The organism is Nonomuraea sp. NPDC052634 (genome assembly GCF_040678535.1).
In the GTDB taxonomy this organism is placed as follows: Bacteria; Actinomycetota; Actinomycetes; order Streptosporangiales; family Streptosporangiaceae; genus Nonomuraea; species Nonomuraea fastidiosa.
The window spans coordinates 397,009-417,026 of sequence record NZ_JBFATY010000005.1 but is presented as its reverse complement, the minus strand read 5'-3'; the positions used below and the strand labels follow the sequence as shown (position 1 = coordinate 417,026).

General features: G+C 70.3%; 21 protein-coding genes. 13 read left to right on the top strand and 8 right to left on the bottom strand.

Features of this window, described 5'->3' with window-relative positions; translation table 11 throughout:
- Window positions 1-70 precede the first annotated feature (70 nt).
- From AB0K67_RS24380 to nikB, 6 genes are read right to left on the bottom strand one after another with little or no spacing between them, the layout of a single operon-like run.
- A complete protein-coding gene (locus AB0K67_RS24380; protein WP_364064287.1) occupies window positions 71-2,422 on the bottom strand; it encodes an ABC transporter substrate-binding protein in 2,352 nt (783 codons plus the stop codon).
- A 19-nt stretch (window positions 2,423-2,441) separates the two neighbouring features.
- A complete protein-coding gene (locus AB0K67_RS24375; protein WP_364064284.1) occupies window positions 2,442-3,089 on the bottom strand; it encodes a histidine phosphatase family protein in 648 nt (215 codons plus the stop codon).
- Window positions 3,086-4,099, bottom strand: a complete 1,014-nt coding sequence (locus AB0K67_RS24370; protein ID WP_364064281.1) for a dipeptide ABC transporter ATP-binding protein — start codon at window positions 4,097-4,099, stop codon at window positions 3,086-3,088. The genes AB0K67_RS24375 and AB0K67_RS24370 overlap by 4 nt, the downstream gene beginning before the upstream one ends.
- Window positions 4,083-5,087, bottom strand: a complete 1,005-nt coding sequence (locus tag AB0K67_RS24365) for an ABC transporter ATP-binding protein (protein WP_364064278.1) — start codon at window positions 5,085-5,087, stop codon at window positions 4,083-4,085. The genes AB0K67_RS24370 and AB0K67_RS24365 overlap by 17 nt, the downstream gene beginning before the upstream one ends.
- A complete protein-coding gene (locus tag AB0K67_RS24360) occupies window positions 5,087-6,019 on the bottom strand; it encodes an ABC transporter permease (RefSeq protein ID WP_364064275.1) in 933 nt (310 codons plus the stop codon). Before AB0K67_RS24360 ends, AB0K67_RS24365 begins: the two co-directional genes overlap by 1 nt.
- Before the next feature lie 2 nt (window positions 6,020-6,021).
- On the bottom strand, window positions 6,022-6,945 hold the full coding sequence (gene nikB, locus AB0K67_RS24355) for a nickel ABC transporter permease (protein ID WP_364064272.1): 924 nt from the start codon (window positions 6,943-6,945) through the stop codon (window positions 6,022-6,024).
- Window positions 6,946-7,481: 536 nt separating this feature from the next.
- Between nikB and AB0K67_RS24350 the strand changes: the two genes are divergently transcribed.
- From AB0K67_RS24350 to AB0K67_RS24335, 4 genes are all read left to right on the top strand, one after another.
- Window positions 7,482-8,444 (top strand): DUF6772 family protein, encoded by a 963-nt coding sequence (locus tag AB0K67_RS24350; protein ID WP_364064269.1) that lies wholly within the window; start codon window positions 7,482-7,484, stop codon window positions 8,442-8,444.
- A gap of 4 nt (window positions 8,445-8,448) precedes the next feature.
- Window positions 8,449-8,784, top strand: coding sequence for a hypothetical protein (locus AB0K67_RS24345; RefSeq protein ID WP_364064267.1), 336 nt, complete (start codon window positions 8,449-8,451; stop codon window positions 8,782-8,784).
- 30 nt (window positions 8,785-8,814) lie between these two features.
- Window positions 8,815-9,867: a LacI family DNA-binding transcriptional regulator gene (locus tag AB0K67_RS24340; protein ID WP_364064264.1), complete on the top strand. Its 1,053-nt coding sequence runs from the start codon at window positions 8,815-8,817 to the stop codon at window positions 9,865-9,867.
- 148 nt (window positions 9,868-10,015) lie between these two features.
- Entirely contained in the window at window positions 10,016-10,114 is a 99-nt protein-coding gene (locus tag AB0K67_RS24335) for a zinc-binding dehydrogenase (protein ID WP_364064753.1), read from the top strand.
- Window positions 10,115-10,150: 36 nt separating this feature from the next.
- On the opposite strand, the gene AB0K67_RS24330 is transcribed toward AB0K67_RS24335, so the two are convergent.
- Complete coding sequence (locus AB0K67_RS24330) at window positions 10,151-10,555, bottom strand: hypothetical protein (RefSeq protein WP_364064261.1); 405 nt, start codon at window positions 10,553-10,555, stop codon at window positions 10,151-10,153.
- 132 nt (window positions 10,556-10,687) lie between these two features.
- Between AB0K67_RS24330 and AB0K67_RS24325 the strand changes: the two genes are divergently transcribed.
- The gene (locus AB0K67_RS24325) at window positions 10,688-11,497 is read left to right on the top strand and encodes a hypothetical protein (RefSeq protein WP_364064259.1); all 810 of its coding nucleotides are present in this window, start codon (window positions 10,688-10,690) and stop codon (window positions 11,495-11,497) included.
- A gap of 6 nt (window positions 11,498-11,503) precedes the next feature.
- Here the strand turns inward: AB0K67_RS24325 and AB0K67_RS24320 are convergent, their stop codons facing one another.
- Window positions 11,504-11,917 (bottom strand): nuclear transport factor 2 family protein, encoded by a 414-nt coding sequence (locus tag AB0K67_RS24320; RefSeq protein ID WP_364064257.1) that lies wholly within the window; start codon window positions 11,915-11,917, stop codon window positions 11,504-11,506.
- Window positions 11,918-12,376: 459 nt separating this feature from the next.
- On the opposite strand from AB0K67_RS24320, the gene AB0K67_RS24315 reads away from it, so the two are divergent.
- The 8 genes from AB0K67_RS24315 to AB0K67_RS24280 all read left to right on the top strand — a co-directional run bounded on the left by AB0K67_RS24315 (window position 12,377) and on the right by AB0K67_RS24280 (window position 20,008).
- The gene (locus AB0K67_RS24315; RefSeq protein WP_364064254.1) at window positions 12,377-13,600 is read left to right on the top strand and encodes a riboflavin synthase; all 1,224 of its coding nucleotides are present in this window, start codon (window positions 12,377-12,379) and stop codon (window positions 13,598-13,600) included.
- Between the two features lie 208 nt (window positions 13,601-13,808).
- Window positions 13,809-15,161 carry a hypothetical protein gene (locus AB0K67_RS24310; RefSeq protein ID WP_364064251.1) on the top strand — a complete coding sequence of 451 codons (1,353 nt, stop codon included), beginning with the start codon at window positions 13,809-13,811 and terminating at the stop codon, window positions 15,159-15,161.
- Window positions 15,158-15,718 (top strand): hydrogenase maturation protease, encoded by a 561-nt coding sequence (locus AB0K67_RS24305; RefSeq protein WP_364064249.1) that lies wholly within the window; start codon window positions 15,158-15,160, stop codon window positions 15,716-15,718. Before AB0K67_RS24310 ends, AB0K67_RS24305 begins: the two co-directional genes overlap by 4 nt.
- A complete protein-coding gene (locus AB0K67_RS24300) occupies window positions 15,612-16,076 on the top strand; it encodes a hydrogenase maturation nickel metallochaperone HypA (protein WP_364064246.1) in 465 nt (154 codons plus the stop codon). Before AB0K67_RS24305 ends, AB0K67_RS24300 begins: the two co-directional genes overlap by 107 nt.
- Window positions 16,073-17,131: a hydrogenase expression protein HypE gene (locus AB0K67_RS24295; protein WP_364064243.1), complete on the top strand. Its 1,059-nt coding sequence runs from the start codon at window positions 16,073-16,075 to the stop codon at window positions 17,129-17,131. The genes AB0K67_RS24300 and AB0K67_RS24295 overlap by 4 nt, the downstream gene beginning before the upstream one ends.
- Before the next feature lie 36 nt (window positions 17,132-17,167).
- Window positions 17,168-18,961 (top strand): nickel-dependent hydrogenase large subunit, encoded by a 1,794-nt coding sequence (locus AB0K67_RS24290; protein WP_364064240.1) that lies wholly within the window; start codon window positions 17,168-17,170, stop codon window positions 18,959-18,961.
- Window positions 18,954-19,349, top strand: a complete 396-nt coding sequence (locus AB0K67_RS24285; RefSeq protein WP_364064237.1) for a hypothetical protein — start codon at window positions 18,954-18,956, stop codon at window positions 19,347-19,349. Before AB0K67_RS24290 ends, AB0K67_RS24285 begins: the two co-directional genes overlap by 8 nt.
- Entirely contained in the window at window positions 19,346-20,008 is a 663-nt protein-coding gene (locus AB0K67_RS24280; RefSeq protein WP_364064234.1) for a DUF5947 family protein, read from the top strand. The genes AB0K67_RS24285 and AB0K67_RS24280 overlap by 4 nt, the downstream gene beginning before the upstream one ends.
- Window positions 20,009-20,018 lie beyond the last annotated feature (10 nt).

Here is a 20,018-nt window from a genome sequence, read left to right as displayed (position 1 = left end):
TCGGCCGACGGGCGTCTGGGAGAAGTCGGGCGGGAGTCGGCCGACGGGCGTCTGGGAGAGATCCGGTGGGTCAGCCCACGGACACCTTCGAGAAGTCCGGACGTCCGCTGGCCGGCATCTCCAGTCCCTTGACGTCGTCGCGGACCGCGTAGTTGTTCTTGAGGTCCACCGGGTAGAGGCCGACCGCGTCATCCCAAATGATCTTGGCGGCCTGGGCGTACAGGTCCTTACGCTCGTTCTGGTCCAGCGACTCGCGGGCCTTGACGAGGATCTTGTCGAGGTCCTTGTTGCAGTAGCCCATCCGCTTGGCGTCGCAGTTGTAGAGGCGGTTGATCGTGAAGTCGGCGTCGCCGGTGCCGGTGGCGTTGGTCTGCAGGTTCATGTCCCAGTTGAGGGAGTTGAGGTCCTTCAGCCAGGTCGCCCGCTCCTTCTCCTGCGGCTGCACCTTGATGCCGACCTTCTCCCACGCCGAGATGAACGCCTGCGCCATGGGCCGGATGTTCGGCCCGCCCTCCAGCGGCCACTGGATCGTGGTGGTGATGCCCTGCGGGTAGCCGGCCTCGGCCAGCAGCTTCTTCGCCCGCTCAGGGTCGTACGCGTACGGCTCAAGCTGGGTCGCCCCGAAGACCGCCTGCGTGACCGGCGCCTGGCCGACCGTGCCGAGGTCGCCGAACAGGTCGCCGACGATGCTCTTGACGTCGATGGCGTGCAGCATGGCCTGGCGCACCTTGACGTCGTCGAACGGCTTGTTGTTCTGGTTGAACCACAGGAAGTAGTAGTTGTAGCTGGGGCCGGTGCCGTAGACGATGCCCGGCACGTCCTTCACCTCGGCCACCTGGTCCGGCGGGATCGAGGCCAGCACGTCCACCTCGTCGTTGTTGAGCGCGGTGATGCGGGCGGAGACCTCGGGCATGTTGAGGATCTCCAGCTTGTCCACCTTGGCCTTGTCGCCCCAGTACTGGTCGTTGCGGGTCAGCACCACCTTGTCGTCGGGGCTGAACGACTCGAACATGAACGGCCCGGTGCCGATCGGCTTCTGCCAGTACGCGTCGTCGTTGACCTTGTCGCCCTTGCCGATGAAGACCAGCGACAGCGTGCTCGGCAGCGTGCCGAGCGGCGACGAGGTGCGGAACGTCACTGTGTGGTCGTCGGTGGCCTCGATCTCCTCGATGCCGGTGAGCAGCGGGGCGAGCGACCCCTTGAGGCCGATCAGCCGCTCCACCGACCCCTTGACGTCCTTGGCGGTGAACGGCGTCCCGTCGGTGAACGTCACGCCCTCGCGCAGGTGGAACACCCAGGTCTTGTCGTCGGGGCTCTCCCACGACGTGGCCAGCTTCGGCTGCGGCTGACCGTCCACCATGACGGTGAGCGTCTCAAGGCTCTGCTGGACGGTGGTCTGCACCGCCTCCTCGGCCGGGTACTGCTGTACGTCCAGCGAGACGGGGAAGAGCTGCGGCGCGTAGCGCAGCACCTTCTCCCCGCCGCCGGAGTCACCGGATCCGCCGGAGCCGCCGCAGGCCGTGAGGCCCAGCACCAGAGCGGCTGCGACGAGACAGCCCATGGCCCGGGATCGTGAGATCATGCCTCTCTCCTTCATTCGTTCTTGCTGGTGCCGCGGCTGCTCACGCCGTCGCGGGGGGGGTGTCAAAGTGAAGGTCGCCGCCACGGGCTTGTGATCGGACGGCGCGTTCCCCGCCGAGAAGAACTCGACGACCTCGCTGGCCCGGGTGACGACGGGGCCGCGGGAGAAGATCCAGTCGATGGCCTTCGACGGCGACATGAGCGGGGAGAGACGCGTTCCGCGTTCGGCGGTGAACGGCAGCGGCGACACGGGGTGGGTGACCGGCGAGGTGCGCCCGAGCGCGGTGAACGAGTCGAGGAAGCCGCCGTTGCCGAGCGCCCACAGCGGCTGCCCGATGTCGTTGATGTCCACCGTGAACAGGCAGGCCGCGTCACCGGCGATCTCGTTCAGCGCCTCCACCACCCGCTCGGCCTGCCCGGCGCGCAGGTTGCGGCGGTCGGCCCGCTCCTGCGGGTGGCCCGGCCAGGTCAGGTGCGCGGTGGAGAACACCAGCGGCTGCGCGCCGCCGGTCCTCGGCCGCAGCCGCACCCAGAACAGCCCGGCGTGCTCGGCGAGGATGCCGACGTCGCGGAAGCCGTACTCGACGAGCTCGAACAGCTCCTCACGCCACCACAGGTTGCTCTGCGTGCCCCACCCGGGAAAGTCGTCGTGCACGCGCGCGTGCCCCGGCAGCATCTCGTCCACCACGGCGCGCGAGCGGGGGCGCAGCTCCTGCGTGGCCAGCAGGTCGGGCGGCCGGGTGGCGAACAGGTCGCGGATCGCCGGTTCTCGCTGCTCCAGGTGCGCGTCGCCCCACAGGTTGTAGGTCATCGCAACGAAGGTGAACGATCCGGTCAGCATGCTGAGAGGTCCTTCCGATTCAGTCGGTACGCGTGGCGTCCGCCGCCCACGCGGTCGGCGCGTTGTACTCGACCACCGCGTTGCCCCGCTCGCCCCGGTAGTCGATCACCGTTACGGAGGTGTTCACCGGCGGGGAGAAGGCGAGGTGGCCTGGCTCGGGCAGGCCGAGCGCGGCGGCCGCGGCCACCCGGATCGGCCCGCCGTGGCAGAACACCATGACGCTCTTGCCGGGACCCGCCTGCTCTGCGATGTCGACGAGCGCGGCCCACACGCGCCTGCGCATGTCGGTGAACGTCTCGCCGCCGCCGCGCCGCGGATCGCCGCCCCGCGCGGCCTCGGCGAGCACGTCGGGGTACGCCGCGGCGATCTCCGTGAACGTGCGGCCGACCCAGTCGCCGATGTCGGCCTCGCGCAGCCGGGGATCCCGCTCGGCCGCGCCGCCGGCGAGGCGCAGGAACGCCTGCGCGGTGTCCCAGGCGCGCGGCAGGTCGCTGGAGACGACCAGGTCGGGCCTGCCGAAGCGGGCCTTGAGCACTTTCGCCGCCGTCTCGGCCTGCTCGATCCCGGTGGCGGTGAGCCCCGAGTCGGCCTGTCCCTGGTAGCGCTCCTCGACGTTCCACAGCGACTCGCCGTGCCGGACGAGGATCAGCCTGGTCGCGCCGCTCATCGGGCACCCGCCGGGGTCGCGGGCAGCTCGGGGAAGTGGCAGGCCGAGACGTGCTCGCCCAGCCGGTTGGTGAGCGCCGGCTCCTCCGTGGCGCAGCGGTCCTGCGCCTTCCAGCACCGCGTACGGAAGCGGCACCCGGACGGCGGCGACACCGGCGACGGGATGTCGCCCTTGAGGATGATCTGCTCGCGCGGTGGCCCCGCCCACGGCCGGGTCACCGGCACCGCCGACAGCAGCGCCTGCGTGTACGGGTGCTCGGGCGCCTCGAAGATCTGCTCCGTGGTGCCCTGCTCCACCACCTTGCCGAGGTACATCACCGCGACCTCGTCGCTGATGTGCCGCACCACCGACAGGTCGTGGGCGATGAACAGGTAGCTCAGCCCCATCTCCTCCTGCAGGTCGACGAGCAGGTTGAGCACCTGCGCCTGCACCGAGACGTCCAGCGCCGACACCGCCTCGTCGCAGATCACCAGGCGGGGCCGCAGCGCGAGCGCCCGCGCGATGCCGACCCGCTGGCGCTGGCCGCCGGAGAACTGGTGCGGGTAGCGGTCGGCGTGGTCGGGGTTCAGCCCGACCCTGGCCAGCAGCTCCCGCGCCTCGGACGCCCACTTCTCGCGGGGCAGCACACCGGGGTTGACCAGCCACGCCTCGCTGATGATCTGCTCGACCGTGAGCCGGGGGTTCAGCGACGCGTACGGATCCTGGAAGATCATCTGGATCTGCCTGCGCACCTGCCGCAGCTCGTCGCCCGGCAGCTTCAGCAGGTCCTGGCCGTCGAAGAGCACCTGGCCCGACTCGGCGGGCGCGAGCCCGATGATCGTGCGCGCCAGCGTCGTCTTGCCCGAGCCCGACTCGCCGACCAGGCCGAGCGTGCGGCCCTTGGGCAGGTCGAACGAGACGCCCGACACCGCGTGCACGGCGCCGATCTTGCGGCGCAGCAGCGCGGAGCGTACGGGGAAGCTGGTGTGCAGGTCTTTGACCGACAGCAGAGGCTCAGCCGGTGACGACATCGGTGACGACCTCCTTCGCGTGGTGGCAGGCGGCCCGGTGAGAGGCGGGACGCTCGGGCAGCGGCAGCAGCTCGGGACGTTCGGCGGCGCAGACGTCGGTGGCGTACCGGCAGCGGGGGCGGAACGGGCAGCCCGACGGCAGCCGGGTGAGGTCGGGCGGCGACCCCTTGATGGGCGTCAGGCGCTCGCGCGGGCCGTTCAGCTCGGGGATCGAGGCCATCAGGCCCTGCGTGTACGGATGCCCGGTGCGCTCGTAGACCTCCCGCAGGTCGCCGGTCTCCACCACCCGCCCGGCGTACATGAGCTGCACCCGGTCGGCGACGCCGGCCACCACGCCGAGGTCGTGGCTGATGAGGATCATCGCCATCCTGTGCTCGGCCTTCAGCTCGGCGAGCAGCGCCATGACCTGCGCCTGGACGGTGACGTCGAGAGCGGTGGTGGGCTCGTCGGCGATGAGCACGCGCGGCTTCAGCGCGATCGCCATCGCGATCATCACGCGCTGCCGCATGCCGCCGGAGAACTGGTGCGGGTAGTCGTCCACCCTGCGGTCGGCGGCCGGGATGCCCACCCGGTCCATCAGCTCGATCGCCTTGCGCCGCGCCTCGGCGCGGGACAGGCCCTGGCGGCGACGGAACAGCTCGCCGATCTGCGCGCCGACGCGGAAGACCGGGTTGAGCGAGCTCAGCGGGTCCTGGAACACCATGGCCAGGTCGGTGCCGTTGAGCTTGCGGGTCTCCGAGCGCGGCAGCGCCAGCAGGTCGCGGCCCTTGTACAGGATGCGGCCTCCGGCGATCTGGCCGGCGGGGCGCGGCACGAGACCCATCAACGCCTGGGCGGTGACGCTCTTGCCGCTGCCGGTCTCGCCCAGGATGGCCAGCGTCTCGCCCTCGGCGAGGTCGAAGCTGACCTTGTCGACGGCGGTGATCGTGCCCGCCCGGGTGCGGAAGCGTACGGTCAGGTCCTGCACCGACAGCAATGGGTCGGCCATCACATGCTCCTCAGCCGCGGGTCGAACCGGTCGCGCAGGGCGTCGCCGAGCACACCGAAGCTGATCACCAGGGCGGCGAGGGCGATGCCGGGGATCGTGGAGATCCACCACGCGTTGGACAGGTAGTCCCGGCCGTTGGCGATGGTCATGCCCCAGCTCGGCGTGCTGGCCGGGGTGCCGAGGCCGAGGAAGCTCAGTGACGCCTCGGCCAGGATCACGTGGCCGAGCTCCACGGTCGCGACCACCAGGATCGGCGCGATCATGGACGGCAGGATGCTGCGCGTCAGCAGGTGCCAGGTGCGCGCGCCGAGCGTGCGGGTGGCGTCGACGAAGTCCCTGTTCTTCAGCCCGAGCACCTGGCTTCTTGTCACCCGGGCGAACGTCACCCAGTTGGAGATGGACAACACGATCACGACGTTCACCACGCTCGGCCCGAGTATCGCCGCGATGAAGATGGCGAGCAGGATCGACGGGAACGTGAGCTGGATGTCGGCCAGCCGCATGAGCACCATGTCCAGCCAGCCGCCGAAATAGCCCGCGGCGATGCCGGCGGCCACGCCGATGAGCCCGGCCAGCACCAGCGTCGCCACGCCGACGGTGATCGACACCCGCGCGCCCTGCATCATCTGGGCGAGGATGTCCTGGCCGACCTGGTCGGTGCCGAAGACGGCGACCTGCCCGTTCGCCAGCGTGGTGCCCGGCGGTTTCAGCCGGGAGCCGAGGTCGGTGGCCACCGCGTCGTACTTCAGCAGGATCGGGCCGAAGATGGCGGCGAGCACGTAGAGGCCGATCACCGACAGCGAGACGATGATGCGCAGCCGCCCGATCTTCACCCGGGTCTTGCTCTGCTTCGGTTCGCCGCCGGCCGGCTCGGCCGGGTCCATCACGGTCACCGCCTCGCCTGGCAGCACCTGGTCCATTGGCCTGTCCATGGTCACCGTCCCAGCCGGATGCGCGGGTCGAGGTAGCCGTACAGGACGTCCACGATCAGGTTGATCAGGACGAACCCGCCGGCGATCAGCAGGATCGCGGCCTGCACGACGTTGTAGTCGCGGGCCGAGATGGAGTCGATGAGCAGCCGCCCGACGCCGGGCCAGGAGAACACCGTCTCGACGATCACCGCGCCGCCGAGCAGCTTGCCGAACTCCAGGCCGGCCACGGTCACGATCGGGATGATCGCGTTGCGGATGGCGTGCAGGAAGATGACCACTCGCTCCGGCAGGCCCTTGGCCCGCGCGGTCTGGATGTAGTTCTCGTGCACGACGTCGAGCAGGCCGCTGCGGGTCAGCCGGATCTGGATCGCGATCAGCGGCAGCGCGAGCGTGACGCCCGGCATGATCAGCCGGTCGAACCCGCCGTGGCCGCCGCTTGCGAAGATGTGCAGCTGCCGTGCGAAGACCAGGATGAACATGATGCCGATCCAGAACGACGGCATCGACTGCGCGAGCAGCGCGAACACCGAGACGATGCGGTCGGCCAGGCGGTTGACCCGCAGCGCGCCGACCACGCCGAGCGCGATGCCCAGCACCAGGCCGATCACCATCGCGACGACGGCGAGCTGCAGGGTGAGCGGGAACCGGTCGAGCACCAGGCCCATCGCGTCGGCGTGGTAGCGGTAGGAGTCGCCGAAGTCGAACCGCACCACGTCGGCCAAGTAGATCCCGTACTGCACGAGCAGCGGCTGGTTGAGCCCCATCTGCTCGCGCAGCTGCTCGATCTCGTCGGGGGTGGCGTCGGAGCCGAGGATGAGCAGGGCCGGGTCGCCGGGAACCAACCGCAGCACCAGGAACACGATGGTCACGGCGCCCCACAGCACGAACGCGGCGAACAGCGAGCGCCGGATGAGGTACGCGGTCATGGCCGGCCCGCTCGCTGTCGGTGGGCTTCCCGTTTCAGCATCGACAGGCAACTCCAGATAGAGCCATGACGCCGTCGGCGCATGGCGGGATTTTCGGGGGCTTGAGGGGATCGGCCGGCGGGCGGCCGGCCGATCTTGAGAGAGGGACGAATACGGGGGGAGGGGGCGGCGGGGCACCGGCCGGCGGTGTGGCCGGAGTGTTTCCTGCCGGGAACATTAACGTTAATGCGATTGCTGGCTGATGCTAGGATGGCCGGCCCCGACCGTCAAGGGTCCGTCCCCCGTCTTCTGCCGCTCCAGCGCTCGCGTACGGCCTCTGGCGATGCATACTACCTGCGCAAACGTGCGGTGGTAACAGTTCGTCACCGCTACGCTGTGAGGGTCTCGGGCCACGTGGGGTGGCCACCCAAGGGTTGACCGCCGCGCAACATTAACGTTAACGTCCTACTGCGACCGCATGACTCACTCCGGTCGATCGGTCGGGCGTAGGCATTCGCGACTCTTTTGTGCCAAGACCTTTTCAGGAGCATTCGGCGATGACCACGACGGAGCGGCCCGACCTGGCCGCAGAACTTCGTACTGCCATTTTGTCGGCAGACCCGAGACTGTCGAAGTTTTCCCCGCTTCGACGCATTCTCGCGTACGACGACTTCAATTCGGGGACCCACGGCTGGACCGAGTTGCTGGGCAACTACAACGGCAACGGCGACCTGTCCACCGTGGACGACCACATGCGGGACTTCCGGCCCCCGCAGCTGTCCAACTGCACGTTCTTCGACATCGGCAGCCACGGCGCGATGACCGGCTCGTACGCGCTGAAGCTGGCCACCCGGCCGTACACGGGGCACACCGCCACCGCCATCAGGCGGCTCACCATGAGCGGGCGCGGCCTGCTGCAAATCGAGGCGTACTTCACGTACAAGGCCGAGGCCACCATCGACGGCAGCGCGAGCGACGAGTTCGGCGACGTCACCTGGGACGGCAACCTGCACCCGTCGGAGGCGCAGTTCGGCTGCTTCACCGTGGCCACCGACCTGTGCGGCGACGGCGGCCTGCGCTATCACACGGTGGCCCGCTACATGAACACGTCGCTGGACAACAAGCTCAAGCGCCAGTGGATGTATCCGATCGTGCCGGAGCCGACGCCGCGCGAGCACCTCGAAGGAAAGATCAAGCTGGAGTACGGCGCCGACTTCACCGCGCCCAACCCCGAAGACTGGCATCCGTTCGGTGAACCGCAGGAGCTCTGCTACAACGAGGTGCCGACGAAGGTCAACTGGCATTACCTGCGCTGGGTCATCGACACCGAAGCACGACGTAACGTCGAGTTGCAGGTCAACGATCGCATCATGGACATGTCGGACGTTCCGGTGCCGCCGTACAAGGAGCGCTACGACTCCCTGGAGAACCTGCTGAATTTCTACTTCTCAGTACGGACCCACTCGACGGTCCGCAACTTCCTCTTCCTTGACTCGGTACTCATTTCCACGGAGTGGTGACGTAATGCGGCAGGTGCAGACGGCGGTCCTCGAACGGGACACGACGTTCGATTCCGACTTCGCCACGGAGCCGTACGAAGTGGCCTGGGCCGGCGAGGCGCGGTTCTTCATCCACACGCTCGCCACCTCCGGCCAGGACACCGAGGTGCGGCTGGTCACCCAGATCTCGCCGGACGGCCTGACCTGGTGCGACCTCGACGGCAAGGAACATGTCATCAACGGACCCGGTTTGGTGACATGGCCGGTAGATCATTTCGGACAATGGTTGCGGTTGCGCGGCACGGTGACGGGCACCGACCCGTCCGCCAAACTGCGCATCTATCTCACGGTCAAGAGCTGAGAGCGACCGCGGAAACCGACCAGAGGGGGCATGCGAATGGCTGGGGCTCGACGTCATACCTTGCGGGACATCGCCGCGACGTTGAACCTTTCCGTCAACACCGTCTCGCGTGCCCTCTCCGGCAAGGACGGCATAGGTGAGGAGACCAGGGCCCGGGTACGGGCCGAGGCCGAGCGGGTCGGCTACGTCCCCAACTCCATGGCGCGCTCGCTCGTCCTGGGCTCGGCGATGACCTTCGGCCTCGCCATCACCAACCCGTCCAACCCCTTCTACGCGCAGCTCATCTCCACCATCGAGACCCGCGCCCGCTCCCACGGCTACTCGCTGCTGCTCACGGTCACCGAGGAGTCGGAAGAGCACGAGATGCGCGCCGCCGAGTCGCTGCTGCGCTCGTCGGTGAGCGGCTCGATCGTCGTGCCCGTGCAGTCCGGGACCGAGGCGTGGCGGCGGCTCGGCTCCGTGGGCGTGCCGACCGTGCTGATCAACCGTGATCTGCCCGACCTCGGCTACCGCTTCGTCGGCACCGACAACGAGCTCGGCGGCTACCGCGCCACCTCCCACGCGATCGAACGCGGCGCCCGCTCGATCGTGGTGCTGGAAGAAGATCTGCCGATCACCACGATCGACCACCGCATCGCCGGCTTCCGCCGCGCCATGGCCGAGGCCGGGCTGCCGGTGCCGCGCGGCAGCATCATGCGGGTCCCCACCCGCCGCCACGAGCAGGCCGCGCTGCCGTGGCAGCCGCAGCAGGCGTACCAGGTGGCCCGCCGCATGCTGCGCAGGACCCGGCTGCCCGACGCGGTCGTGGCCGGCAACGACTACTTCGCACTCGGCCTCTACCGGGCGCTGGAAGAGCACGGGCTGAAGGTGCCCGACGACATGATGGTGATCGGGTTCGGCGACCACCCGTTCTCCGCCTTCCTGTCGCCGCCGCTGACCACGGTGCGGCTGCCCGCAGAGGAGATCGGCACCATCGCGGTGGACCTGCTGCTCGAGGAGATCTCGGGTACGCCCATCGCCCGCCCGCTCAAGCAGCTCATCGCCCCCACGCTGGTGGAACGCGGCTCGACCCAGCGGAGCTGACGGCCGTCTCGGGCCGGTGAGGCGCTGCGCTCGCTGGGGACGTCAGGCGGCGCTGGGAGCCGTCCTCGCTCAGCGAGGCTCAGGCAGTCCAGCTCGATGACGCCCAGTCGGGGGTGGACGAGCCGCTTGCGGTCGGAACGGCGCGGAGATCGTCGCCGACCGCACCGTCCCGCTGGCGGATGCCGCGTCGGCGTACGATCACGTCGCCCGGGGCCACGCGAAGGGCAAGGTCATCGTCCGGCCGTAACGCGGGAGCCGAGGCTGGTGCTGCTCGCCGTTCTGCTCACTGTGCTCGGTCTGTACGGCCTGCGCCGCCGCGACCTGGGCGCATCCTGAGCGCGACGATCACCGCGAGGACGGCGATCGCGGCCATGGCCAGGAAGGCATCGGAGTAGGCGGCGGCCGCGTCCCCGGCGTGCAGCGGGTTGAGCGCGTCCGCACCGGCCTGCTGCCGCGCCGTCACCAGCACGCCGAGAACGGCGGGACCCGCGCCCGCGCCGAGGAACTGGGCTCCCTGCAGGATCCCGAGGCCGGCTCCGGCCTGCTCGGGCGGCAGCGCCCGCGCGGCCGCGCTGATCATCGGGGTCAGCACGAAGAAGAAGCCGACGCTGAGCCCGAGTATCCCGACCCCGGCGGGCACCATCACCACGGCCCCCGCACCCGGCTGGAGACCCTTCACATCGACCACGAGCAGCGGCCATCGTCGATCCCGGAGAATTTGATCATGAAGCTTCCCTTACCGCCGCGAACGCTCTCAGCCGCCCTCCTGGTCGTCGTCGCAGCTTGCTCGACCGAGCCGGCGCCTCCTCAAGAGCGCCGGGTGACGAGCGCGAAGGACCTCGTCCTCCCGCTGGACGCCTACGACCTGAACGCGGTCGAGCGTTCGGTCGTCCAAACCGCGCGTTACCACCTGATCGAGCGCTGCCTGTCGCGCTACGGCCTGCCGTTCAAACCCCACGACACCCGGCCGGTCACCTATCCCAAGAACGCCTCCTACCTCGGCTGGCTCGGCGCGAAGCAGGTCGGCACGTACGGCTACAGCGGCCCGCGCGGTCAGCTCGCGGAGGTCGCGGCGGCCGTGGACGGAATCCGCGGCTACCTGATCCCGCCGAGCCAGGACGCGGTGCAGACCGGAACGGTGAAGAGATTCCGCGGCAAGCCCGTGCCGCCCGAGGGGTGCGACGGGGAGGCGCAGCGCAGGCTCAACGGCGACGCCCCGGGCCCCGACGGCGTCGCGCCCGCCAAGCCGCACATCTACAAGCAGCTCTACGTCTACATGGACGACGCAGCGGAGATCGCGTACCAGGACGAACGCATCAAGGCCGCGAACGCCGCGTGGAGCGCCTGCATGCGCGAGGCCGGCCACCGCTACGCCATGCCCGCCGAAGCGGAGGCGGACCCGCGCTGGGCGAGCAGGCGTGACACCGAGCCGCCGACGAAGGACGAGCTCAGCACGGCCGTCGCCGACGAGCGCTGCCGCCTTCAGGTGAATTACAGCGGCGCCCGGCTCGCCGCGTACGCCGACGCCCAGCGGGCGGTCATCGCGCGGCACAAGCAGGAGGTCGAACGCCTGGCGACCCTCCAGCGCACCCGGTACGCCAATGCCCAGAAGGTGCTGGACTCCGCGTGACGCGGGTCAGGCGTACTGCAGGTCGGCCTTGACGATGCGCCCGCCGCCGACGGTGAAGTCGTAGTGGGCGCGCCAGCCGTCCGAGCCCGCCGGAGCCCAGTACACGAGCAGCTTCTGACCGTCGGCCCGCTGCTCGGCGACCTCGATGACCCGCAGCGACCCGCCGATCACCTCGCGGTCGGCCCATGCGCGGATGGCGTCGTGGCCCTTGATGCTGCGGGAGACGTCCACGATCTCGCCGTCCGGCGCGAAGGACGCGACGAGGGCGGCCAGGTCCTTGGCGTTAACGGCGTCCACGTACGCCTGCGCCTCCGGCACCACCTGCCCAGAGGCGGACGTGGCGACGGTGGGGGATGGCTCGATGGCCGCGCCGGCACCGCAGGCGGCGACCATCAGAAGAGGTACGCAAACCAGCAGCACCGCCCACCACCTGAGTGCCGGAAAAGAGGGTATCGGTCGGGCGATCATGGCCCCGATGATGCGACCGCACACTCGCACACGTCCAAGACCTGTAGCCATAACCAAGAGCTATGGCGTCGGGCACTTGCGGCCACAGCCGCCTGCGGGCCGGATAACCCGAGGACACGAGCTGCGCCCTTCTGCCGGGGAGATCCGGTCCGGTTCATCCTGCATCCCTTGGCGATCTCTCCGCAGCAGCGGTGGCCTCTTCATCGGCCTCGGGGCGGGAGTTATCGTGAAGGCGGTGCAAAGCCAGGTGTGGCGGTGACAGCCCGCCGGTTTCTCCCGTCGGAGGAACGATCCGGTGTGATTCCGGAGCCATGCGGTGATACCCCGCCCCCTTCTCGGACTCCGATGATCGGGTCCCTGACGCCATCGGGCCGCGAGCGCGGCCGGACACCAGCGTGAAAGGGGAAGGGCATGTTCACCGGCAGAATCCACGAGATCGGCGTGATCGAGTCCGTCGGCGCGAACGACGTCGTCATCAGGGCGCCCAAGTGCGCGGGACGGCTGGCGCCCGGCGGGTCGCTGAGCGTGGCGGGGATCCGCCTGACCGCCGAGCACGTCGAGGGCGAGCTGATCAGGATGTCGGTCAGCACCGAGACCCGCCGCCGCACGACGTTCGACGAGATGCCGGAGCCCGGGCGGCGGGTGAACCTGGAGACGCCGCTGACCGTCGGCGACCCGCTGGACGGGCATCTGGTGCAGGGGCACGTCGACGGCGTCGGCAAGGTCGTACGCGCCGACGAGGATCCCGGGCTGGGGCGGCGGCTGTGGATCCGGCCGCCGGACCGGTTCATGGCCAAGGTCATGGCGAAGGGCTCGATCGCGGTGGACGGCGTGAGCCTGACCGTGGCCGAGGTCGTCAAGGACCGCTTCTCGGTGGCGCTGATCCCGTCCACGCTCGCCGGGACGACGCTGGCCGAGCTGTCCGTGGGCGACCGGGTCAACCTGGAGTCGGACATGGTGGGCAGGCTGGCGGCCGCGCCCGCCACGGCGAGCGCGCACGTCGCCAAGGCGGTCGCCGCGCTGGGCTGGGCCGGGCACCTGTCGGGCCGGGTCGGGGTGGAGAAGGCGGTACGCCAGATCGCCGCGGGCGGCGCGGTCATGGTGTGGGACCCCGCCCGCGAGGCCGAGGGCGACGTGATCTTCGCGGGGGCGGGCCTGCGCCCGGCGGCGTTCACGTTCCTGCTGACCGAGGTGTACGGCTACCCGTGCGTGCCCTGCGCGCCGGAGGTGCTGGAACGGCTGGAGATCCCGGCGCTGGACGGCCCGGGTGACCGCCACGGCACGGCCTTCCACGCGCCGGTGGACCTGGCCGCCTCCACCGGCACCGGGGTCAGCGCCGCCGAGCGCGCCGCGACCGTACGGCAGCTCGCCCGCCCCGACGCCACGCCCGCCGACTTCGTCACGCCGGGCCACGTCATCCCGATCGCGTCCAGGCCGGGCCTGCTGCGCGAGCGCGCCGGGCACACCGAGTCGACCGTCGCCCTGTGCCTGGCCGCGGGCCTGCCGCCGGTGGGCGTGTGCTGCGAGGTGATGCGCCCGGACGGCGTCATGGCCGGGGCGGCGGACCTGGAGGCGTCCGCGCTGCGCTGGGGCCTGCCGCTCGTCGACATCGACGACCTCCGCACGTGGCTGTGAGGCGGTCCGCGAGGCAAGGCGGTGGCCAAATCCTGTTGGGGTGGAGCGGGCGTTCGGAACGCAAGCCCCGATTCCCGCCCGGATGGATCACCAAGAACCGCTAAGTGAGGACTGCACCTAGGGGAGTGGCTCACCTACTTGTCCCAGGTCGGCGTGGCTATACCGAGAAGAGTCACATACGACCAGGGGAAGCAAGGGGGCCACTCCCGTGGAGGCGAACGACATCGACGCCGTGCCCGGTTTCCGGGCCGCGCTGGCGGTGGCGGACTCCGTCCTGTACGAGGGCTACCTGCTCTATCCCTATCGCCGTTCATCGCCGAAGAACCAGGTCAGGTGGCAGTTCGGCGTGCTGCTGCCGGAGTCGTGGGCGAGGGCGCACGACCTTGAGGGCGGCGGTGTGGCGGGTTCGGCGGAGTCGTGGTGGCAGCAGACGGAGTGCCTGCTCGTCGCGCCCGCCGGCGCCACCGTACGGGGCCGGCTCCGGTTCCTGCAGCTGCGCCGCCGCACGCCCGAGGAGCGGCTGCCGGGCGGCGGCCACCGGGCGGCCGACCGGGTCGGCGACGTGCTGGGCTTCGACGAGGGGGTGCCGCGCGAGCTCGACGTCGCGGCGTCCGTGGCGGAGCTGCTGGCCGGCGAGAAGCTGCTCAACCTCAAGATTCCGGGCTCGGAGACGGTCAGCCCGCTGCCCGGCGGCGAAGGGCGTACGCGGTGGCGCGAGTGGCCGCTGAGCACCCGGGTGACGCTCTCGCTGACGCCGTGCAAGGTGACCGCGGACGCGCCGCTGCGCGCGGGGGAGAGCCTGTTCAAGCTCCGCGTACGCACCGAGAACGCCACCCTGGGCCCGCCGCGGGACGCGCCCAGGGACGAGGCGCTGCCGCACGCCCTGATCGCCTGCCACACGCTGCTCACCGTGCCGGGCGGCCGGTTCGTCTCGCTGCTCGACCCGCCCGGCTGGGCGTGCGAGGCGGCCGGCAAGTGCGTGAACGCGCAGACGTACCCGGTGCTGAGCGGCGAGCAGGTGGTGCTGTCGTCGCCGATCCTGCTCTACGACAACCCGCGCGTCGCCCCGGAGAGCCCCGGCGACCTGCACGACGCGACCGAGATCGACGAGATCCTGTCGCTGCGCACGCTGACGCTCACCGACGCCGAGAAGCGGGAGGCGCGCGCCACCGACCCGCGCGCCGCCGCCATCATCGACCGGGTCGAGGCGATGACCCCGGAGGACCTGGCCCGCCTGCACGGCACGATCAGGGACCCGCAGAGCCCCGCGCCCTCGTGGCACCCGGAGGCGCACAGCGACACCGTCGAAGTGGCGGGCAAGATCGTGCGCAGGGGCAGCAGGGTGCGGCTGCGGCCCAGGCTGCGCGGCTCTGATCCGCAGGACATGTTCCTCGACGGCAGGACCGCCCTGGTGGAGGCGGTGCTGCAGGACGTCGATGGCGCCCCCCACCTCGCGGTGACGCTGGAGGACGACCCGGCGGCCGAGCTGAACCAGTGGTACGGCCGCTACCGCTACTTCTCGCCCGACGAGACCGAGCCGCTGGACGGTGAGCCCGCATGAACCGGGTGCTGGTGGCCGGGATCGGCAACGTCTTCCTTGGCGACGACGGGTTCGGCGTCGAGGTGGTCCGGCGCATGGACCCCATGGCCGTGCCGGCGTCGGTACGGGTGGCCGACTACGGCATCCGCGGCGTCCACCTGGCCTACGAGCTGCTCGGCGGCGCGTACGACACGCTGATCATGGTGGACGCGGTCGAGATCGACGGACCGCCCGGCACCGTGGCCGTCCTGGAGATCGACGACGAGCCCGTCCCCGAAACGTCGCCGCCCGTGAACGGGCACGGCATGCATCCCCAGGCGGTGCTCGACCTGCTCGCCAGGCTGGGCGGCCGGGTGCCCAGAGTGCTGCTGGTGGGCTGCCGCCCCCAGACCATCGACGAGGTCATGGGCCTGTCGGAGCCCGTCGCCGCCGCCGTCGAAGGCGCGGTCGCGGCGGTGACGGCACTGGCGTGTGACGAAGCCCACCGACGAGCCGACCCACCAGCCGACCCACCAGCCGACCCAGAAGCCGACCCAGCAGCCGACCCAGCAGCCGACAGGGAGCGCGCCGATGCATGAGACGGGAATGTGCGACGAGATCGTCCAGGCGCTGCTGCGCAGGGCGGAGGGACGGCGGGTGGCCGCGGCACGCGTCCGCGTCTCGTTCGCCGGGCACCGCGCCGACCCGGAGGTGGTCGAGCAGGGCTTCCGCGTGGCCGCGGCCGGTACGCCGGCCGAGGACGCGCGGATCGAGCTGATCACCGAGCCGCCCGCGGTGAGCTGCGGCGGCTGCGGCGCGCGTACGCCCGCGACCGACGCGCTCGCGCTCGTCGCCTGCCCGCGCTGCGGCGGCGTGGACGTCGAGCTCGCGGCCGACGCCGGGGTCGTCGTCGAGTCGATCACCTACCAGCAGGACGCCAGCGAGGTGCGCGCATGACACAGACGCAGCAGCAGGGCGGCACGACCGCCGGCTACGACGAGATGCACATCCTGTGGATATCCGAGGGCATGAGCTGCGACGGTGACACCGTCTCGATCACCGCGGCGACGCAGCCCGCGATCGAGGACGTGGTCAACGGCAACATTCCCGGCCTGCCCAAGGTCCACCTGCACAACAAGGTGCTGTCGCCGAGCCTCGGCGGCGAGGACTACCTGGCGCCGTTCAGGGCCGCCGCGCGCGGCGAGCTGGAGCCGTTCATCCTCGTCATCGAGGGCTCGGTGCCCAACGAGAAGATCAACGGCGACGGCTACTGGACGTCGTTCGGCAACGACCCGGAGACCGGCCAGCCGCTCACCCTGAACACCTGGATCGACCGGCTCGCCCCGCGCGCGTGGGCGGTGGTCGCCATCGGCACCTGCGCCACGTACGGCGGCATCCACGCGATGGCCGGCAACCCGACGGGCTGCATGGGCCTGGCCGACTACCTCGGCTGGGACTTCCGCTCGACCGGCGGGCTGCCGATCGTGAACGTCCCCGGCTGCCCGGTTCAGCCGGACAACTTCATGGAGACCCTGACCTGGGTGCTCTACCACGCCGCGGGCAGCGCGCCGCCGCCCCCGCTCGACGAGATGCTGCGGCCCCAGTGGCTGTTCGGCAAGACCGTCCACGAGGGCTGCGACCGGGCCGCCTACTACGAGCAGGCCGACTTCGCCCGCGACTACAACTCGCCCAAGTGCCAGGTGAAGATCGGCTGCTGGGGCCCGGTGGTCAACTGCAACGTGCCCAAGCGCGGGTGGATGCGGGGGATCGGCGGCTGCCCGAACGTGGGCGGCATCTGCATCGCCTGCACCATGCCGGGCTTCCCGGACAAGTTCATGCCGTTCATGGACGAGCCGCCCGGCGGCCACCTGTCGTCGGTCCTGATCAAGCCGTACGGGGCGTTCGTCCGCAGGATGCGCGGCCTCACCAACCACACCGTCAACAGAGAGCCCCGGTGGCGGCACAACCGTGAGGCGCTGACCAGCGGATACAACCCGCGCTGGCGCCCGTAGAGCCGCCGGCGAGCACGAGGAAGGAAAGCACGGCCGATGGCCATCGAGCAGCAGGAGAAAGCAGCGCACAAGCCGGGGACGCTCGTCGACATGTCCTGGGACCCGATCACCAGGATCATCGGCAACCTCGGCATCTACACCAAGATCGACTTCGAGAACCAGCGCGTGGTGGAGTGCCACAGCACGTCCTCGCTGTTCCGCGGCTACTCGGTGTTCATGAAGGGCAAGGACCCGCGGGACGCCGGGTTCATCACCAGCCGCATCTGCGGCATCTGCGGCGACAACCACACGACGTGCTCGGTCTACGCGCAGAACATGGCGTACGGGATCAAGACCCCGAAACTCGCCGAGTGGATCATCAACCTCGGCGAGGCCGCCGAGTACATGTTCGACCACACGCTCTTCCAGGACAACCTGGTCTTCGTCGACTTCTGCGAGGCGATGGTCAAGGGCACCAACCCGAGCGTGCTGCAGCGGGCCGAGACCACCGACGCGCCGAACGCCGGCATCCACGGCAGGCGCACGATCGCCGACATCATGCGGGCGTTCAACCCGTTCGAGGGCGAGGCGTACAAGGAGGCGCTGACCGTCAGCCGCGTCACGCGCGAGATGTTCTGCCTGATGGAGGGCAGGCACGTGCACCCGTCGACGGTCTATCCGGGCGGCGTCGGCACGATGCCGTCGCCGTCGGTCTTCACCGACTACCTGTCGCGGCTGATGAACATCATCGACTTCATCAAGAAGGCCGTGGCGCTCAACGACGACGTCTTCGACTTCTTCTACCAGGCGCTGCCCGGCTACGAGGAGGTCGGCCGGCGCCGGGTGCTGCTCGGCTGCTGGGGCGCCTTCCAGGACCCCGACGTGGTCGACTACCGCTACGAGACGATGAACGAGTGGGGCAAGGCGATGTACGTCACCCCCGGCATCGTCGTGGACGGCGAGCTCATCACGACCAACCTCGTCGACATCAACCTCGGCATCCGCATCCTGCTCGGCAGCTCCTACTACGAGGACTGGGTGAACGAGGAGCCGTTCGTCACCCACGACCCGCTCGGCAACCCGGTGGACATGCGCCACCCGTGGAACCAGACCACGCTGCCCGCCCCGCAGAAGCGGGACTTCGACGGCAAGTACAGCTGGGTGATGAGCCCGCGCTGGTTCGACCAGCGCACCGGCGACCACCTGGCGCTGGACACCGGCGGCGGGCCGTTCGCGCGGCTCTACACCACCGCGCTGGCCGGGCTGGTGGACACGCCGTATGTGAAGTCGACCGGCTCCAGCGTGCAGATCAACCTGCCGAAGGGGCCCGAGCTGCCCGAGGTCACGCTGGAGTGGCGGATCCCGCAGTGGTCCAACGCCATCGAGCGCAACCGCGCCCGCGTCTATTTCGTCGCGTACGCCGCCGCCATGGCCGTGTACTTCATCGAGCGGGCGATGCAGCGGGTGCGCAGCGGCGACACCAAGGTGTTCCAGGACTTCGACGTGCCGGACCAGGCCATCGGCGTGGGCTTCCACGAGGCGGTGCGCGGCGTGCTCTCGCACCACCTGGTGATCGAGAAGGGCAAGATCGCCAACTATCACCCGTACCCGCCGACGCCGTGGAACGGCAGCCCGCGCGACCACTACGGCACGCCGGGCCCGTACGAGGACGCCGTCCAGGACATGCCGATCTTCGAGGAGAACGGGCCCGAGAACTTCAAGGGCGTGGACATCATGCGGGCGGTGCGCAGCTTCGACCCGTGCCTGCCCTGCGGTGTCCACATGTACCTCGGCAAGGGGCGTACGGTGCGCAAGCTGCACTCGCCGATGTTCGGCGGCGGGCATGACTGAGCAGCGGCCGGAGAGGCTGGACGAGCGGGCCGTCGCCGGGCGGCTGGAGCTGCTCGAGGAGCTGCTGAACGAGCTGGAGTCGGCCCAGGGGCCCACCGCCGAGCTGGCGCTCGACGCGATCGCCACGCTCGCCGGGGTGTACGGGGAGGCGCTCGCCCGCGTCGTGGACCGGGTCACCGCGGCCTCGCCCGAGCTGGGCGCGTCGCTGGCTGATGACGTGCTGCTCGCGCACCTGTTCGTGCTGCACGGGGTGACCGTGGGTCAGGGTTCTGCGGGGGAGCGGGAGACGGCGTTCATCCCGCTCGACGCGCTCGCCCGCCGCCCCGCCGCCTCTGAGACAGGCCCGCTCGCCCGCCACCCCGCCGCCTCCTCAGGGACGGCCCCATGAGCGGTCCCGCTCCCGGCCTCACGCCCGGCGTAGCGCCCGGCCTCCAATCCGGCTGCACGTCCGGTCCCGCGACCGCGCTCGGGCGGGTGATGGAGCGGCCGGTCGCCCGCAGGCGGGCCGCCGAGCCATGCGAGCTGTGCGGCGAGCCGCTGCCCGGCGAGCACGCCCACCTGCTGGAGGAGCGTAAGGACCTGCTGCTGTGCGCCTGCCGCGCCTGCGCGCTGCTGTTCGAGCATGGAGAGGGCGCGCCGGGGCGGTTCCTGCTGGTGCCCGATCGGCGGGTGCGCCTGGCCGGGCCGTCGCCGTCCGAGCTGGGCGTGCCCGTGGGCCTGGCGTTCTTCGTCCGCGGCTCCGGCGGCACGGTGGTCGCGCACTACCCGAGCCCGGCCGGCGCCACCCGCTGGGAGGTGGAGGCCGACGCCTGGGACCGGCTCGCGAGCCGCCACGCGGAGCTGGCGTCGATGCGCCCGGCGGTGGAGGCGTTCCTGGTCGCGATGGTGCGCGGCATGGACGAGCGCTGGCTGGTGCCGATCGACGACTGCCACCGGCTCGTCGCGCTGGTCCGCCGCGAGTGGACGGGCATGTCCGGCGGGCAGCGCCTCTGGGACCGCATCGCGGCCTTCTTCGCGGAACTCGATGAAGCCGTACCCGACCGATGAGGAGGACGAC

Bases quoted from the DNA above. Each gene is read 5' to 3' on its own strand.
- AB0K67_RS24380 (WP_364064287.1), bottom strand. From the start codon at position 2,422: ATGCTGACCGGATCGTTCACCTTCGTTGCGATGACCTACAACCTGTGG.
- AB0K67_RS24295 (WP_364064243.1), top strand. From the start codon at position 16,073: ATGACACAGACGCAGCAGCAGGGCGGCACGACCGCCGGCTACGACGAG.
- AB0K67_RS24315 (WP_364064254.1), top strand. From the start codon at position 12,377: ATGTTCACCGGCAGAATCCACGAGATCGGCGTGATCGAGTCCGTCGGC.
- AB0K67_RS24360 (WP_364064275.1), bottom strand. From the start codon at position 6,019: ATGGACAGGCCAATGGACCAGGTGCTGCCAGGCGAGGCGGTGACCGTG.
- AB0K67_RS24280 (WP_364064234.1), top strand. From the start codon at position 19,346: ATGAGCGGTCCCGCTCCCGGCCTCACGCCCGGCGTAGCGCCCGGCCTC.
- AB0K67_RS24350 (WP_364064269.1), top strand. From the start codon at position 7,482: ATGACCACGACGGAGCGGCCCGACCTGGCCGCAGAACTTCGTACTGCC.
- AB0K67_RS24305 (WP_364064249.1), top strand. From the start codon at position 15,158: ATGAACCGGGTGCTGGTGGCCGGGATCGGCAACGTCTTCCTTGGCGAC.
- AB0K67_RS24290 (WP_364064240.1), top strand. From the start codon at position 17,168: ATGGCCATCGAGCAGCAGGAGAAAGCAGCGCACAAGCCGGGGACGCTC.
- AB0K67_RS24365 (WP_364064278.1), bottom strand. From the start codon at position 5,087: ATGGCCGACCCATTGCTGTCGGTGCAGGACCTGACCGTACGCTTCCGC.
- AB0K67_RS24370 (WP_364064281.1), bottom strand. From the start codon at position 4,099: ATGTCGTCACCGGCTGAGCCTCTGCTGTCGGTCAAAGACCTGCACACC.
- AB0K67_RS24340 (WP_364064264.1), top strand. From the start codon at position 8,815: ATGCGAATGGCTGGGGCTCGACGTCATACCTTGCGGGACATCGCCGCG.
- nikB (WP_364064272.1), bottom strand. From the start codon at position 6,945: ATGACCGCGTACCTCATCCGGCGCTCGCTGTTCGCCGCGTTCGTGCTG.
- AB0K67_RS24375 (WP_364064284.1), bottom strand. From the start codon at position 3,089: ATGAGCGGCGCGACCAGGCTGATCCTCGTCCGGCACGGCGAGTCGCTG.
- AB0K67_RS24285 (WP_364064237.1), top strand. From the start codon at position 18,954: ATGACTGAGCAGCGGCCGGAGAGGCTGGACGAGCGGGCCGTCGCCGGG.
- AB0K67_RS24345 (WP_364064267.1), top strand. From the start codon at position 8,449: ATGCGGCAGGTGCAGACGGCGGTCCTCGAACGGGACACGACGTTCGAT.